Here is a 17614-nt window from a genome sequence, read left to right as displayed (position 1 = left end):
CTTCGTTGAGGCGCTGGTGCCCCTCACCCTCGGGTGAGGTGAGGCGCGAGCGCGGCGGCCAGGGCCTCCACGTGCGGCGGCTTCAGCAGTGAGTAGTGGTCTCCCGGCACGGAGGCCACCTCGCAGCGGAGCCACTGGGACCAGCCACGGTCTCCGCCGGCGTCCTCGGTGTCGCTGGCGCGGAGCACGAGCGCCGCACCCTCGTAGGGCCGCACGCTCCAGCCGTCGAGCGCGCGCAGGTGGCTCTCCAGGACGTCGTAGTGCCGCCGCAGCGACGCGGGCGCCTGTCCACCCAGTGAAGCGAGGAAGGCGTCGAGCTGCTCCGGGGTGGTGAGCGTCTCGGGCACGGCGACGTCCAGCCCCAGCGTCTGCACCACGTCCATGGCGAAGATGCGGGGGGCCAGCGCGGCCTGCTGTCCCTGGCCGTCGGGCGCGGGCGTGGGCTCGATGAGCAGCAGGCTGGAGACCTGCGCACCGAGGGCCTGAAGCTGGCGTGCCAGCTCCACCGCCACTACGGCGCCGAAGGACCAGCCGGCGAGGTGGTAGGGGCCCGTGGGCTGCTGCTCCCGCACCGCGCGCACGTAGAGCGCCGCCAGCGCTTCGATGGAGTCGAGCGGCGCGTTGTCGGGCCCCAGGCCCGGGGCCTCGAGTCCGTACACGGGCTGCTCGGGCCCCAGGCACCGGGCCAGCTCCTGGTACGCGAAGACAGCGCCTCCAATGGGGTGGACGCAGAAGAGGGGCGGCCGTGAGCCCGCGGGCTGGAGGGGGACGACGGGCGTCCAGGCGGCGCTTCCTTCGCGAAGCCGCGTCGCCAGCCCCGCCACCGTGGGGGCCTCGAAGAGGACGCGCGGCGACAGCGTGCGCCCGGTGCGCTCCTGGATGCGTGCAATCAACCTCATGGCCAGGAGCGAGTGGCCGCCCAGCGCGAAGAAGTCATGCTCCGCGCCGACGGGACTGATGCCCAGCAGCTCCTCGAACGCCGTGGCCAGCGTGGCCTCCAGCGCGTCTCGCGGTGCGACGTAGGGGGTGGCGTCCCCCGCGAGCGCGTCCGGGGCGGGCAGGGCACGCGTGTCCACCTTGCCATTGGGCGTGAGCGGCAGGGCCTCCAGGACTCCGAGGGCCGAGGGCACCATGAACCCGGGCAGGCGGGCCTTGAGCCAGTCCCTCACGGCCGCGACGTCCACGGTGCCTCCCGGCGCGGGCACCACGTAGCCCGCCAGTCGGGTGTCACCGTCCGCTTCACGCCGCAGCACGGCGGCGGCGTGCCCCACGCCTGGCGCGGAGGCGAGCGCGGACTCCACCTCTCCCAGCTCGATGCGCAGGCCGCGCAGCTTCACCTGGGCGTCGACGCGCCCGAGGAACTCCAGCTCACCACCGGGGAGCCAGCGCGCGGCGTCTCCCGTCCGGTACAGGCGCGCACCGGGCACGTCCGAGAACGGATGCGGCAGGAATCGCTCCGCCGTCAGGTCCGGGCGGCGGTGGTAGCCGCGCGCCAGGCCTTCACCCGCGATGTAGAGCTCGCCCGGCATTCCCACCGGAACGGGCCGCAGCCCCGCGTCCAGGACATACAGGCACGTGTTCGGCCAGGGAGCACCGAGGGTGATGTGCTCCGGGTCTACGCCTTCCGGAGTGATGGCCGCGCAGATGCTCGCCTCGGTGGGACCATAGGCGTTGAGCAGCAGGCGCCCGGGAGCCCAGCGCCGCGCGAGCTCCGGCGGGAGCGCCTCACCGGCCGAGATGAGGGTGCGCAGCCCCTCCAGTCCTTCCGGTTCGAGTCCCGCCAGCACTGAAGGCGTCAGCGTCGCGGCGGTGATGCGCTGCTCCTGGAGCAGCGTGCGCAGCGGGAGGCCAGGGAGCAGCGACTCCCTCGGCGCCATCACCAGCGTGCCGCCCGCGAGCAGGGTGCCGAACACCTCGCACAGGGAAGCATCGAAGCTGGAGGCCGCCACCTGCAGCACCCGGCTCTGCGGCGTGAAGCGGTGCAGGCGCACGGCGGCCAGCGCCGTGTTGCAGAGCCCGCGGTGCTGCAGCAGCGCGGCCTTGGGCTGTCCGGAGCTTCCGGACGTGTAGATGACGTACGCGAGGTTCGAAGCCAGGACGTCGACGCCCGGACTGGACGACGGCCAGTCCTGGAGCCGGAGCTCCTCCAGGCACAGCGTGGTCCGCTCCGTCCGGGGCAGCGAGACGCGGGTGGCCGTGTCCGTCACCAGCAGCGCCGCGCCCGAGTCCTCCAACATGAAGGCGAGCCGTGCGGCGGGATAGGCCGGATCCAACGGCAGCCACACCCCCCCGGCCTTCAGTACGCCGAGCAGGGTGGTCACCAGCTCGAGGCCTCGGGGGAGCGCCACGGCGACGACCTGCTCCGGCCCCACGCCGGCCGCTCGCAAGGCGTGTGCGAGCTGGTTGGCGCGCGCGTCGAGCTGCGCGTACGTGAGGGCCGTGGTGCCATACTCCACTGCGGTGGCCTGGGGCGTGAGGACCGCCTGTCGCTCGAAGAGGTGGTGGATGCAGGCCCCGTCCGGGAAGGGCGAGGCGGTGTCGTTCCACCCGTGGAGGACCTGATGGCGCTCGGCCTCGTCCAGCAGCGGCGCTTCGAGGGCGGGAGCTTCCGGCGCGCGGAGCACGGACTCCAGCAGGCGCTGGTAGTGCCGCGCCAGGCGCTCCACCGTGGAGGCCTCGAACAGGGCGGTGCTGTACTCGATGAGGCCCTCGATACCCCGAGCCGACTCCGCGAGCTCCAGGGTGAGGTCGAACTTGCAGGTGGACCGCTCCGTCTCCAGCGGCCGGGTCTCCAGTCCGGGGAGCGTCAGCGCGGGCCCTCCGGCCTGCTGGAACGCGAAGCCCACCTGGAACAGCGGGGAGCGGCTCCGGTCCACCGGCGGGCGCAGCGCCTCGACGAGTCGCTCGAAGGGCACGTCCTGGTGGGCATAGGCCCCCAGCGCCGCCTCGCGCACGCGGCGCAGCACCTCGCGGAACGAGGGCTTGCCGTCCAGCCTCGCGCGCAGCACGAGCATGTTGACGAAGAAGCCCACCATGCCCTCGAGCCCGGCCTCCGTGCGGCCCGCGATGGGCGTGCCCACGCAGACGTCCTCCTGCGCCGCATGGCGCGCCAGGAGCACCTGCCACGTGGCGAGCAGCACCATGAACGGGGTGACGCCCTCCTGACGGCAGAGCGCGGCCAGCGCCTCACCCGTGGCGGGCGACAGCGTGAAGGCTCGCGCGGCGCCCTGGTGCGTCTGGACGGCGGGACGGGGCCGGTCCGTCGGAAGCGACAGGGCCACCGGCACGCCTGCGAGCTGCTCCCGCCACCATGCGAGCTGCCGCTCCAGCACGGCCCCTCGCAGCCAGCGGCGCAGCCAGGCCGCGTGGTCCACGGAGTCCAGCCGCAGGGGCGGCAGGGGCGAGGGCTGGCTCCGCGAGAAGGCCTCGTAAAGCGCCCCCAGCTCCCGCATCAGCAGGCCCAGGGACCAGGCGTCGCAGATGATGTGGTGCACCACCAGCAGCAGCAGGTGGCGCGTGGGCGACAGCCGCACCAGCGTGGCGCGGAGCAGTGGGCCCCGGGCCAGGTCGAAGGGCCGCTGGGACTCTTCCTCCGCGAGCGCGCGGGCCCGCGTCTCCGCGTCTTCGAACCGGGAGAGGTCGATGCGGCCCAGGCGCAGGTCCGGCTCCGCGAGCAGTCGCAGCACCGGCTCACCGCCCGCCGAGGCGAAGGTGGCGCGCAGGGCTTCGTGGCGCCGGCACAGCTCGGCCAGCGCGGACTCCAACGCCTCGTCGTCGAGTGGCCCCTCCAGCAGCAGGTGCGACGGGATGTTGTAGAAGGCGCTGCCCGGTTCGAGCTGGTCCAGGAACCACAGCCGCTGCTGGGCGAACGACACCGGCAGGTCCCCCGTGCGCGGCGTACGCACCAGGGGCGGGCGCGCGGACTCCAGCGCGCGCGGCTCGAAGGGCAGCCGGGCCAGGGGCGTGCCGGGCGCGTCGAGCACGGCCTGGGCGAGCGCCACCAGGTCCTCCGCCATGCGCTCGGCGGTGCCGCGCAGGTAGAGGTCCGAGCTGTACTCCAGGCTGCCTTCGAAGCGCGGGCCGTCCTCGCCCAGGCTGAGGGTGAGGTCGAACTTCGCGGAGGCGTCGTCCCGGGCGAGCGGCTTCAGTGCCAGGCCCGTCGCCGACACGTCTGGCAGCGGCGTGTTCTGGAAGGCGAACATCACCTGGAACAGTGGAGAGCGGCCCGGCACGCGCTCGGGTTGGAGCGCCTCGACGAGCTTGTCGAAGGGCAGCTCCTGGTGCGCGAAGGCGCCCAGCGTGGCCTCCTTCACGCGCTCCAGCAGGCCGGTGAAGGAGCGCTCCGCGTCCACCTTCGCGCGCAGCACCAACGTGTTGACGAAGAAGCCGATGAGGCGCTCCAGCTCCACGTGCGTGCGCCCGGCGGTGGGCACGCCGACGGCGAGGTCGTCCTGTCCCGAGTAGCGCGAGAGCAGCGCGTCGAAGAGGGCCAGGAAGACCATGAAGGGCGTGGTGCCCGTGCCGCGGCACAGCGCCCGTACGCGGCGGCTCAGCGCCTCGGGGAAGCGCACCGGCACCGCGCCACCCCGGCTGGAGGCCAGCGCGGGACGCGGAAGGTCGGTGGGCAGCTCCAGCACCGGCACGCCGCGCAGCTGGTCCGCCCACCAGGACACCTGGGCGTCCAGCCTGGGGCCCGTGAGGGCCTGACGCTGCCACTGCGCGTAGTCGGCGTACTGGAGCGGCAGGGGCGGCAACGTCGACGGCTGTGCCCCCGTGTGCGCGCCGTAGAGGTGCATCAGCTCGTCCATGAGCACGCCCATGGACCAGCCGTCGGAGACGATGTGGTGCATCGCCAGCAGCAGCGCGTGGGTGCGAGGCCCCACGCGGACCACGGTTACCCGGAACAGCGGCCCCCGGCTCAGGTCGAAGGGCTGCCGGGCCTCATGCTCGACGACGCGGCGCAGCTCGTCCTGCACGCTGCTCGCGGGCAGCGCGGTGAGGTCCGCCCAGCGCAGCGGCAGCGGGGCCTCCGGGGCGATGGACTGGACCGGCTGATGGCCGTGCTCCACGAACGTCGTGCGCAGCGACTCGTGGCGGGACACCACCTGGCCCAGCGCCCGGGCCAGGGCCGGCACGTCCAGGGCGCCTTCCACGAAGGCCGCCGAGAAGAGGTTGTAGGCGCTGCTGGCGGGCTCGAGCTGTTGCAGGAACCAGAGGCGCTGCTGCGCATATGACAGCGCAGGAGCGTCCTCACGCGCTCCGGGCGCGGGCGGCGGTAGCGGCTCGGAGGTGGGCTCCGTGCGCGCCGTGTCCAGTCTCCTCGCGAGCGCTTCGATGGTGGGCGCGGCGAAGAAGTCCTCCAGGGACACCTCGCGTCCGAAGGTGCTCCGGATGCGGGCGGCCACCTGGGTGGCCTGCAGCGAGTGGCCTCCCAGGTCGAAGAAGCTCTCGTCGACGCCGATGGCCTGACCGGGAAGGAACGTGGCCCAGAGCGTCGCGAGTCGCTGCTCGGTCTCCGTGCGCGGCGGAGTGACGGCGCGCTCCGGCCCGGTCGAGGACTCGGGGTCGGGCAGCTCCGACACGGCCACCTTCCCGTTGGCGGTGAGCGGCAGGGCGGGCAGGGCGACCAACGCCGAGGGGACGAGGTGCTCGGGGACCGAGGCGCGCAGCTTCGCCCGGAGCGCCACCGGGTCGAACCCGGTGCCCGCTTCGAGGACGAGCCAGCCCAGCAGCCGGGGCTGGCCTCCCGCGTCGGGGCGGACGTGGGCCACGGCCTCGCGCACTCGCGGCAGCGCGCGCAGCGCGGCCTCCACCTCGCCCAGCTCGATGCGGAACCCGCGGACCTTCACCTGCGAGTCCGTGCGGCCCAGGTACTCCAGCTCCCCGGGCTCCACCCACCGCACCCGGTCTCCCGTGCGGTACAGCCGGGCGCCCGGCTCCGTGCTGAAGGCATCCGGCAGGAAGCGCTCCGCCGTGAGGTCCGGCCGGTCCAGGTAGCCGCGGGCCACGCCGACACCCGCGATGTACAGCTCTCCGGCCACGCCGGGAGGCACCGGCTCCAGGCGCTCGTCCAGCACGTAGAGCCGGGTGTTGGGCCACGGGCTGCCAAGCGTGAGCCGCGTCGCCGAGGCGCCTCCGCGCGTGATGCTGGCGCAGACGGTGGTCTCGGTGGGGCCGTAGGCGTTGAGGAACGTGCGCCCCTCGCCCCACTGCCGCACCAGCTCGGGACTGCAAGCCTCGCCCGCGGAGATGAGGGTCCGCAGCAGTGGCAGCGGCCCTGGTGGAAGCTGGGCCAGCACGGAGGGCGTCAGCGTCACGCCGGTGATGCGGGCCTCCGCCAGCAGCGCTCGCAGCGGCTCTCCGGGGAGCATCTTCTCGCGCGGGGCGAGCACCACGCAGCCCCCCGCGAGCAGCGTGGCGAAGACCTCGCACACGGCGGCGTCGAAGCCGAAGGCCGCGGCCTGGAGGACGCGGCTCGTCTCATCGAAGCCATGCTCACGCGCGGCCGCGAGGCCCGTGTTGCACAGGCCCCGGTGATGGAGCGCCGTGGGCTTGGGCAGCCCCGTGGAGCCCGAGGTGAAGATGACGTAGGCGAGGTTCTCGGGGCCCCCATCCGATGCCACGGGCAGCGATGGCAGGGCGGCCAGTGACTCGCGCTCGGCGTCGAGGAAGACGCGCGTGGCCGGGCCCGGCGACAGCCGGTCCACGAGCGCCCGGTGGGTGAGGAGGAGCTTCGCACCGGAGCGCTCCACCATGCCGTCGAGCCGCTCGCGCGGGTAGGCCGGGTCCAGCGGAACGAAGGCCGCGCCCGCCTTCAGCGTTCCGAGCATGCCCACGACGCGGTCGATGCCGCGCTCCAGCAGCAGGCCCACCCGGACCTCGGGGCCGGCACCGAGGGCCTTCAGCCGGTGTGCGAGCTGGTTCGCGGCGGTGTCCAACTGCGCGTAGGTGAGGGACTCGGACTCGTACTCCACCGCTCGGGCGGCAGGCGTGAGGGCAGCCTGACGCTCGAAGAGGTGGTGCGCGCAGACGTCGTCGGGGAGGGGGACGGCGGAGCGGTTCCACTGGACCAGGACGCGCTCGCGTTCCTCACCGCGGAGCGCGCAGGCCTCCCGGGGAGACACTTCCGGTTGGAGCAGCGCGGCCTCCAGCAGGGCCTGGAAGTGTGAGAGGGCAGGTCGCGCCCAGGCCAGCGCGAACCGGCCTTGGAGCAGGACCTGGGGCCGGGGACCACCGTAGGCGACCACCAGTCGCAGCGAGCCCGTTCCTTCGTCCAGGGGCAGTGGCCGCCAGCTCGCGACCTTCCGGGTGTGCACGATGCGCAGCTCGACGCGGGGGAACGCGGCATGAGCGGCGCGCAGAGTCGGTAGCGCCTCTCGCGCCAGGTCCTGCAGGGCAGCGTGGAGGGCCAGCTCCGCCAGGGGCGCGTCCATGGACACCCGCGCCCGGTACAGCGTCAGTCCGCCTTCCTCGCTAGTGAGGAAGCAGACTTCACCCTGGCCCGAGTGCAGGCGCAGCCAGGCCGCGAAGGCGGAGGCGACGGGCTCGACGCCGCGCGCCTCCAGCGCTTCCACGAGCCCGCGCCGCAACGGCACCGGCAGTTCCTGGACCTCCGAGGCCCCCGTCTTCAATTCCAGGGGCTCCACATCCGCGAGCGCCCTCCGTGCCTGACTGTCCGCTTGGGTTGCGACAGCCCTCGGGGCCGCGCCGCAGGCCAGGGCGACTTGCTCCAGCAGCGCCTCCGGACCCAGCTCCGAAGCGCGCACGCTGACGACCAGCGCACAGCGCTCCTCGTCGAGCAGGACCCGCCGGGCCCGGGCTGTTTCGGGGAATGGCAGCAGTTGCTCATCCGCCACGAGCCTGCGGCAGCGCTCCAGCCGCTCCTCGGGTGCGGTGTCTCGCAGGTCCACGTCTCCCGCGAACGCGACGGAGAGGGCGGCGAGCGCCGAAGCGAGGCGCTCCGCTTCGAGTGGCCCTTCGATGAGCACGGCCGCGGTCCGGTTCAGCGTGGGGACCGGGATGATGGGGACGCTCGGAGGGTGCGCGGCCTCCTCGGCAACCGGGGCCTCGGGTGAGGCAGAGTCCAGCCGCGCGGCGACCTGTTCCAGCGTGGGGAACTCGAAGAGCACGCGCAGCGGGAACTGCGTCCCGAAGCGCTGGCGGATGCGTGAGGCCACCTGGGTGGCCAGCAGCGAGTGTCCTCCCAGCTCGAAGAAGTTGTCGCGAGCACCCACCCGCTTCAGTCCGAGCACCTCCTGCCAGATCTCCGCGAGGGCCCGCTCCGCGTCGGTGCGCGGGGGCACGAAGCCCTCATCCGCCTCGCGCTCCAGACGGGGCGCGGGCAGGGCCTTCCGGTCCACCTTGCCATTGGCCGTCAGGGGCAGCGCGTCGAGCACCACGAAGGCGCCCGGCACCATGTAGCCGGGAAGGCGCTGCTCCAGCCGGGCCCGCAGCTCGGACGCCGTGAGCTTCGGCTCCCCGGGCATGGCCACCCACGCCACCAGCTGCTTCGTCCCCGCGCTGTCCGGACGCGCGAGCACCACGGCCTGCCTCACGCCGGCCACGACGTTGAGGGCCTGCTCCACCTCGCCCAGCTCGACACGGAAGCCGCGAATCTTCACCTGCGAGTCCGCGCGTCCCACGAACGCCAGCTGCCCGTCCTGCTGCCACCGCGCCACGTCGCCCGTCCGGTACATGCGCGCGCCCGGCTCCCGCGAGAACGGGTCCGGCAGGAACCGCTCCGCCGTCAGTCCGGGCTGGCCCAGGTAGCCTCGCGCCAGGCCCACGCCGGAGAGATAAAGCTCCCCCGGCGTACCCACGGGCACGGGCCGCAGCCGCGCGTCCAGCACATACGCCCGCGTGTTGGCGAACGGCCTGCCGATGGGGGGCTCTCCCGTGGAAGGCACGCACTCCGTCAGCGTGGCGATGACGGTGGCCTCCGTAGGGCCATAGGTGTTGAGGAAGGTCCGGCCCGGCGCCCAGCGTGAGACGACGTCCGCGCTGACGGCCTCTCCGCCGGAGATGACGGTGCGCAAGTCCTCCAGCCCTTCCGAGGGCGTCGCCGCCAGCGCCCCCGGCGTCAGGCTCACCACCGTCAGCCGGTGCTCCTTCAGGAAAGCGTGCAGCGGCTCGCCGGGCATCAGCTTCTCCAGCGGCGCCATGACCAGGCAGCCTCCGGAGGTGAGCGTGGTGAAGATCTCCTCCACCGAGAGGTCGAAGCTGAGGCTCGCGAACTGGAGCACCCGGCTGCCGGGGCCGATGCCGTAGGCGCGGGCCTCATGCGTGACGAGGTTGCAGACGCCCTGGTGCTGCAACAGCGTCCCCTTGGGACGGCCCGTGGAGCCGGACGTGTAGAGCAGGTACGCGAGGTTCTCCGGCGCGGCGCGGCGGGGCCGCGAGTCCCCGGAGTGGTGCGAGAGGCTGGCCGCATCCTCGTCCAGCATGATGGTCCGCACGCCCTCGCGCGGGGGCACGGAAGTGCGCACGGACGAATGGGTGAGGACCACCGTGGCCCCGGAGTCCTCCAGCATCAGCGCGAGGCGCTCGCGCGGGAGGAGCGGATCCATCGGCAGGTACGCGCCGCCGGCCTTCAGCACGCCGAGCAGCGCCACCACCAGCTCGAGCCCGCGAGGAAGGCACAGCGCCACCGGCACCTCGGGCCCCACCCCCAGGGAGACGAGGTGGCGCGCGAGCTGGTTGGCACGGGCGTCGAGCTGCCCGTACGTGAGCACGGTGCCCTCGAACTCGACGGCCGGAGCCTGCGGCGTCCGCAGGGCCTGCGCCTCGAAGAGCTCGTGCAGGCAGGCTTCGGTGGGGAAGGGGGCGTGGGTGCCGTTCCAGGCTTCGAGGACGAGCTGCCGCTCCTCGGGGGACAGCAGCGCTGCGTCCTCCACCCGCTGGTCCGGCGCATCGAGGAAGCGCTCCAGCAGGGCTTGGAACCGGAGCGCCAGCCGGTGCGCGCTCGGCGCATCGAAGAGGTCCAGGGCGTACTCGAAGTGGCCCCCCCAGCCCTCGGCGTCCTCCTCGGCATGGACGGTCAGGTCGAACTTGGCGGACTGGATGGCCACCTCGGCGGCCTGGAAGGACAGCCCGGGCAGCTCCAGCTTCGACGCGGGCGTGTTCTGCAGGATGAGCATCACCCGCACCAGCGGCGTCTCCAGCTCCTCGAAGGGCAGGTGCGGATGGGCGAACGCGTCGAGGGTGGTGGCCTTCGCCCTGCGCAGGAGGGCGCGGAAGGGCTCGTGCGCGTCCACCTCGTTGCGCAGCACCAGCGTGTTGACGAAGAGGCCGACCAGCCCCTCCAGCTCGGTGTGCGACCGGCCCGCGAAGGAGGTGCCGATGCAGATGTCCCGCTGCCGGCCCACGCGCGCGAGCAGCGCCTGGAGCGTGGCGAGGAACACCATGAAGGGCGTGACACCCTCCTGGCGGCAGAGCGACTGGAGTGCCTGCGCGTGCGCGCGAGTCAGGCGGAAGGGCGCCGTGGCCCCGCGGTGGCTGGGGGACTGCGGCCGGGGCCGGTCCATGGGCAGCTCCGGAGGCTCCGCGCCGTCGAGCTGCCGCTTCCAGAAGCCGAGCTGGGACTCCAGCGTGTCGCCGGTGAGCCAGCCCCGCTGCCACACCGCGAAGTCTCCGAACTGGAGGGGCAGCTCGGCGAGGGGCGACGGCAGGCCCTGGGAGAGGGCCGCGTAGAGCTGCGCCAGCTCGCGCACCAGCACGTCCATGGACCAGCCGTCCGAGACGAGGTGATGCACGGTGAGCAGCAGCAGGTGCTCCTGTGCGTCCTTGCGGATGAGCGCTGCCCGCAGCAGCGGGGGCCGTGACAGGTCGAACGGAGTGCGCGCCTCTTCCTCCAGCCGCCGCTGGGCCTCCGCCTCGCGGGCCTCCGGAGGCAGCGAGCCCAGGTCCACGCACGACAGGACGAAGGGCGCGGGCAGGAGCACCGTCTGGTAGGGCGTGCCGTCCTCCTCGTGGAAGGCGGTGCGCAGCGACTCGTGGCGGCGCAGCAGCTCCGTGAAGCAGGCCTCCAGCACTGCGGTGTCGAGCGCGCCCCGCAGCCGCACGGGCGAGGGGATGTTGAAGGCCGGGGAGCCCGGCGCGAGCTGTTCGGTGAGCCAGACGCGCTGCTGGGAGAACGAGAGCGGCAGCCGCCGCAGGTCCGCGGACCGCCGGGGCACGGTGGGCAGCGGCGCGTGGCCGGCCGAGGCTGCCCGAGCCTCCATGAGGTACTGCGCGAGCGCGGCCAGCTCGGGGCGGGCGAAGACCTCCTTGAGGGGGAGCTCCACGCCGAAGGACGCCTTCATCCGCGAGACGAGCCGGGCCGCGAGGAGCGAGTGCCCGCCGAGCTGGAAGAAGTCGTCGCGCCGGCCCACCCGCTCCACGCCGAGCAGCCCTGCCCAGAGGGACGCGAGCTGCTGCTCGACCTCGTTGGCGGGCGGCTCGTACTCCACCTCCGTGCCGAGCTCGGGCGCGGGCAGGGCACGCCGGTCGACCTTCCCGTTGGGCGTCAGCGGCAGCCGCTCCAGCACCACGAAGGCGGAGGGGACCATGGCGTCCGGCAGGTGCTCCTTGAGCCGGGCGCGAAGCGCCGCCACGTCGAGGGTGGCACTCCCGGTGGGCACGAGGTAGCCGACCAGCCGCCTCACGCCCGGGGCGTCCTCTCGCACGTGGGCCACGGCCTGCTCCACGCCGTCCTGCGCGAGCAGCGCGGCCTCCACCTCCCCCGTCTCGATGCGGTAGCCGCGCAGCTTCACCTGCGAGTCCACGCGGCCCGCGAAGGCCAGCGTTCCATCCTGCTGCCAGCGCGCGAGGTCGCCCGTCCGGTACAGCCGCTCTCCCGGCGAGGCTGGGAATGGATGGGGCAGGAACCGCTCGGCGGTGAGCTCCGGCCGTCCCAGGTAGCCGCGGGCCAGCCCGGGGCCGGAGAGGTAGAGCTCGCCGGTGGTGCCAGGAGGAACGGGGCGCAGCCGCTCGTCCAGCACGTACGCCTTCGCGTTGGCATAGGGCCGTCCGATGGAGGGCATGCCCTCGCCCGGCGTGCACTCCGCCAGGGTGCAGAAGACGGTGGCTTCGGTGGGGCCGTAGGTGTTGACGAAGCGGCGGCTCCGGGCCCAGCGGTCCACCACGTCCGCGCCGCAGGCCTCGCCTCCGGAGATGATGACGCGCAGGGACGACAGCCCCTCCGAGGGCGTCGCGGCGAGCACTCCCGGCGTGAGGCTCACCAGGTGGATGCGCTGTTCCAGGAGCGTTCGGTGCAGCGGCTCTCCGGGGAGCACGCGCTCGGAGGAGGCCATCACCAGCGTCGCGCCGGAGGTGATGGGCAGCAGGTGCTCCTCGATGGAGGTGTCGAAGCCCGGGCTGGCGCACGCGAGTATGCGCGTGCCCGGACCGCACTCCAGCTCCCGCGCCTCGGTGGACAGCAGGTTGAGCAGGCCGAGGTGCGGCAGCAGTGTGCCCTTGGGCGTCCCGGTGCTGCCGGAGGTGTAGATGATATACGCCAGGTGCTGCGGCGAGATGGGCACACCGGGGGAGGACGAAGGCAGCGACTGGAGCCGGTGCAGCAGCGACGACGAGTCGAGGCACAGCGGCAAGCCGGAGAAGTCCTCGCCCAGCAGCGGCAGCAGGGCCTGATGCGTGAGGCACAGGCGGGCGCCCGCATCCCGGAGCATGAAGCGCAGGCGGGAAGGGGGAAGCTGGGCGTCCAGGGGCAGGTAGGCGGCACCGGTCTTGAGGCACGCCAGCAGGGCGACGACGGCATCCAGGCCGCGCGGCAGCAGCACGGCGACGGGCTGCTCGGGGCGGACACCGGACTGGAGCAGCCGGTGTGCCAGGCGGTTGGAGGCGGCGTCGAGCTGGGCGTAGGAGAGGACCTGGCCCTCGAAGTCGACGGCGGGAGCGTCAGGGGTGGCGCGCGCCTGGGCCTCGAACAGCGCGTGCGCCGAGGGCAGCTCGGGCAGTGGCGACGCCGAGGCATTCCACGCCTCCAGCACCTGCCTGCGCTCCTCCTCGCCCAGCAGCGAGACCTCATCGACGCGGGCATCCAGGTCCGACAGGAAGGTGTCGAGCAGGCGCGTGTACTGCGCGGCCATGCGGCGGGCCGTCGCCTCGTCGAAGAGGCGGGTGTTGTACTCCAGCGAGCCGGACCACCCGGAAGCCGACTCGGAGAAGGCGAGCGTCAGGTCGAACTTGGCGACGCGCCCCTCCAGCTCCAGCGGTGCGATTGCCAGCCGAGTGGAGGTGGTGTCGAGCGTGGGCTCGGCATTGAGGGCGAACATCACCTGGAACAGCGGGCTGCGGCTCAGGTCGCGCTGCGGACGCAGCTCTTCGACGAGCTTCTCGAAGGGAATGTCCGGGTGCGTGAAGGCATCCAGCGTGGTGTCCCGCACGTGGCGCAGCAGGCCGCGGAAGCCGGGATGGCCACCCAGCCGCGTGCGCAGGATGAGCGTGTTGACGAAGAAGCCGATGAGCTGCTCGCACTCGGGATGGTTGCGCCCGGCGATGGGCGTGCCCACGGCGACGTCGTCCTGACGGGCCAGGCGGCCCAGCAGCACCTGGAGCGCCGACAGCAGCACCATGAAGGGAGTGACGCCCTCCTGGCGGCACACGACGCCGAGCCGCTGGACGAGCTCCTCCGGCAGGCGCACGTCCACCACTGCCCCGTCGTACGTCTGCAGCGCGGGCCGGGGACGGTCCGTGGGCAGCTCCAGGACGGGCAGCGCGCTCAGCTGCGCCTTCCAGTAGGAGACCTGGGCGGCGAGCACGTCATCCTTCAGCCAGCTGCGCTGCCACGCCGCGTAGTCCGCGTACTGGATGGACAGCGGCGGCAGCGGCGCGGGCTGGCCCTGGGCGAAGGCCTCGTAGAAGGCGGCCAGCTCGCGCACGAGGACGCCGAAGCTCCAGCCGTCCGAGGCGATGTGGTGCATGTTGAGCAGCAGCACGTGCCGCTCCGGCGACAGCCGCAGCAGCGTCGCGCGCACCACCGGGCCGTTGTGTAGATCGAAGGGCGTCGCGGCGTCCTCGCGCGCCAGCGCATGCACCCGGGCTTCGGTATCGGGCAGCGAGGACAGGTCCTCCAGCCGCAGCGCGCACGCCGGTGCGTCGTGGATGCGCTGCCCGGGCTGGCCGTCCTGGGTGGCGTACGTCGTGCGCAGCACCTGGTGGCGCTGGACGATGGCCTCGAAGCTCCGGGCCAGCGCGGCGGCGTCGAGCGGCCCGCGCAGCTCGAAGGCGCCGGGCAGCGAATAGGACACGGACCCGGGCTCCAGCAGGTCCAGGAACCATAGTCGCTGCTGGGCGAAGGACAGCGGGAGCGCACCCTCGCGGGCCACGGGCAGCAGCTGCGGCAGCCGGGAGGCGCGCGCGGACGCGTCCACGACCCGGGCCAGGTGCTCCAGCGTGGGAGCCTCGAAGATGCGCCGGACGGGCAGGTCCACGCCGAGCGCATCGCGCAGGCGGGAGCCGAGCCGGGTGGCCAGCAGCGAGTGCCCGCCGAGGTCGAAGAAGCTGTCATGCAGGCCCGCGCGAGGCACGCCCAGCAGGTCGCACCACAGCGCCGCGAGCGCCTGCTCCGTGCGGGTGCGCGGGGCCACCCAGGCTTCATCCGCCGTGGACGTCTCGGGAGCGGGCAGGGCGCGGGTGTCCACCTTGCCGCTGGCCGTCAGGGGCAGGGCCTCCAGCGAGACGAAGGCGGCGGGCACCATGTACTCAGGCAGGGAGGCGCGCAGCCGGGCGCGGAGCTCCGAGCCGTCCAGCCGGGGGGCCACGTAGGCGACGAGCCGCTCCTGGCCGGGCGCGTCCCGCCGCAGGAGGACGTGCGCAGCGGCCACGCCGGGACTGGCGAGGAGCGCGGCTTCCACCTCGCCGAGCTCGATGCGATACCCGCGCAGCTTTACCTGCCCGTCGGAGCGACCGAGGTACTGCAGCTCACCCGAGGACCGCCAGCGCACGATGTCTCCGGTGCGGTAGAGGCGGGCGCCCGGAGTGCGCGAGAAGGGATGGGGGACGAAGCGCTCCGCGGTGAGGTCCGGACGTCCCAGGTAGCCTCGGGCCAGCCCCGGGCTGGCGACATACAGCTCGCCGGGCACGCCCACGGGCATCGTCTGAAGCGCCCCGTCCAGGACGTAGAGCGCGGTATTCGGCCACGGCGTGCCGATGGACAGCCGGGTCGGGTCCACGCCTTCCGCGGTGATGGAGGCACAGACGGTGACCTCCGTGGGCCCGTAGGCATTGAGGAGGAGCCGCCCCCGGCCCCAGCGCTCCGCCACTGCGGGCGGAAGCGCCTCGCCGGCGGAGATGACGGTGGCCAGCCCTCCCAGGCCCTCGGGCTGGAGCTGCGCGAGGACGGACGGGGTGAGCGTCACGGCGGTGATGCGCTGGCGCACCAGCAGCTCGCGCAGCGGCGCATCCGGGAGCAGCGACTCACGCGGCGCGAGCACCAGCGTGGCTCCGGCCGCGAGCGTGCCGAAGACCTCGCACACGGAGGCATCGAAGCCCGGTGATGCGAACTGGAGGACGCGGCTGCCCGGTGCGAAGCGGTGCAGCCGGGCTGCCGCGAGCGCGGTGTTGATGAGGCCCTGGTGCTGCAGCAGCGTGCCCTTGGGCGTCCCGGTGCTACCGGAGGTGTAGATGATGTACGCGAGGTGCTGCGGCGAGACGGCCACCCCAGGGGAAGAGGGCGGCAGTGTCTCCAGGGGGTGCGAGTCGAGGCACAGCGGCGAGCCGGAGAAGTCCTCGCCCAGGAGTGGCACGAGTGCCTCATGGGTGAGGCACAGCCGGGCGCCCGCATACTGGAGCACGAAGCGCAGGCGGGAAGGGGGATGCTGCGCGTCCAGCGGCAGGTAGGCGGCACCGGCCTTGAGGCACGCCAGCAGGGCGATGACGGCATCCAGGCCGCGCGGCAGCAGCACGGCGACGGGCTGCTCGGGGCGGACACCGGACTGGAGTAGCCGGTGTGCCAGGCGGTTGGCGGCGGCGTCGAGCCCGGCGTAGGAGAGGACGTGGCCCTCGAAGTCGGCGGCGGGGGCGTCAGGGGTGGCGCGCGCCTGGGCCTCGAACAGCGCGTGCGCCGAGGGCAGCTCGGGCAGCGGCGACGCCGAGGCATTCCACGTCTCCAGCACCTGCCTGCGCTCCTCCTCGCCCATCAGGGGCAGTGCCGACAGCCGCGGCTCCATCGACTGCGCCACGGTCTCCAGCACCTGCCGGAGGTGGGCGCTCATGCGACCCAGGGTAGCGTCGTCGAAGAGGTCGATGTCGTACTCGAACCAGCCGGTGACCTCGTCCGGCGCATCACCCTCTTCGCGCAGCTCCAGCACCAGGTCGAACCGGGCGATGCGCGGGTCGAACGGGAAGTACACCGAGGTGAGCCCGCGGATGGCGAGGTCCTGCCGGGGCGTGTTCTGGAACGAGAACATCACCTGGAAGAGCGGGTTGCGGTTGAGCCGGCGCTCGGGTTGCAGCTCCTCGACGAGCTTCTCGAAGGGCAGGTCCTGGTGGGCGTACACGTCCAGGCACGTCTGACGCACGCGGGCGAGCGCATCCTGGAAGGTAGGGTCGCCCGTCAGGTCCGTGCGCAGCACCAGCGTGTTGACGAGGAACCCGATGAGCAGCTCCACCTCCGGCCGCTGGCGGTTGGCGATGGGGCTGCCGATGAGCAGGTCCGTCGCGCCGGTGTAGCGGTGGAGCACGGCCTCGAACGCCGTCAGCAGCAGCATGAAGAGCGTGCAGCCCTCGCGCTGGCTGAGCGCCTTGAGCGTCCGGATGAGCGGCGCGGGAAGGCGGATGAAGTGGCGCGCGCCCTCGTAGCTCTTCAGCTCGGGCCGGGGCCGGTCCGTGGGCAGCTCCAGCGGGGGAGGGCGGTTCGCGAGCCGGGCCTTCCACCAGTCCAGCTCCCGCGTCAGGTACCCGCCCTCCAGCTGCTCCCGCTGCCAGCGCGCGAAGTCCGAGTACTGGATGGGCAGCGGCGGCAGCGGGGACGCACGGCCCACGGCGAAGGCGTCGTAGAGCATGACCAGCTCACGCACCAGCACGCCCAGGGACCAGCGGTCCACGACCAGGTGGTGCATGTTGAGGAAGACGACGTGGTCCTCCTCACCGAGCTTGAAGAGCGTCACCCGCAGCAGCGGGCCCCGCGCCAGGTCGAAGCGCTGCCGCGACTGCACGCGCATCCGCCGCTCCACCTCGCGCGGCTGCTCGTCGGCGGGAAGACCCGTCAGGTCCTCCCACTGGAAGGGAAGCTCCATGGCGGGCGCCACCACCTGCACCGGCTCGCCGTCCACCGAGGCGAAGATGGTGCGCAGCGACTCGTGCCGGTCCACCACCTCACGCAGACACCGCGACATCACCGCCACTTCGAACCGACCGAGAAACTCCACTCCGATCGGAATGTTGTATGCGAACGAGGCTTGCGGCTCGATCTGGTCCACCAACCACAGCCGTCGCTGTGAGAAGGAAGCAGGGAATGGGCCGCGTCCTGGCTGTCTGGAGATCTGCGACGGAGCGCGCTTCTTCTCCTTCACCAGCAGCTCATAGAGCGCCCGCTGCTTGGGCGAGAGCTTGTCCAGACGGCTTCCGATGTCGCTCATGTGTCGCTCACGGGTGCGAAGGTCTACGATGCGGGCCC

Annotated in this window: 1 protein-coding gene; it reads right to left on the bottom strand. The window is 72.8% G+C overall.

The annotated features are described in order from the left end of the window. Positions 1-23: 23 nt before the first annotated feature. On the bottom strand, positions 24-17576 hold the full coding sequence (locus tag LXT23_RS26725) for a non-ribosomal peptide synthase/polyketide synthase (protein WP_253983119.1): 17553 nt from the start codon (positions 17574-17576) through the stop codon (positions 24-26). Positions 17577-17614 lie beyond the last annotated feature (38 nt).

Source organism: Pyxidicoccus xibeiensis (assembly GCF_024198175.1).
GTDB lineage: Bacteria > Myxococcota > Myxococcia > Myxococcales > Myxococcaceae > Myxococcus > Myxococcus xibeiensis.
This window is presented reverse-complemented; position numbering and strand designations above follow the sequence as displayed.

What these genes read in the sequence shown, in the direction of transcription:
- LXT23_RS26725 (WP_253983119.1), bottom strand. Translation starts at nt 17,576, where the DNA reads ATGAGCGACATCGGAAGCCGTCTGGACAAGCTCTCGCCCAAGCAGCGG.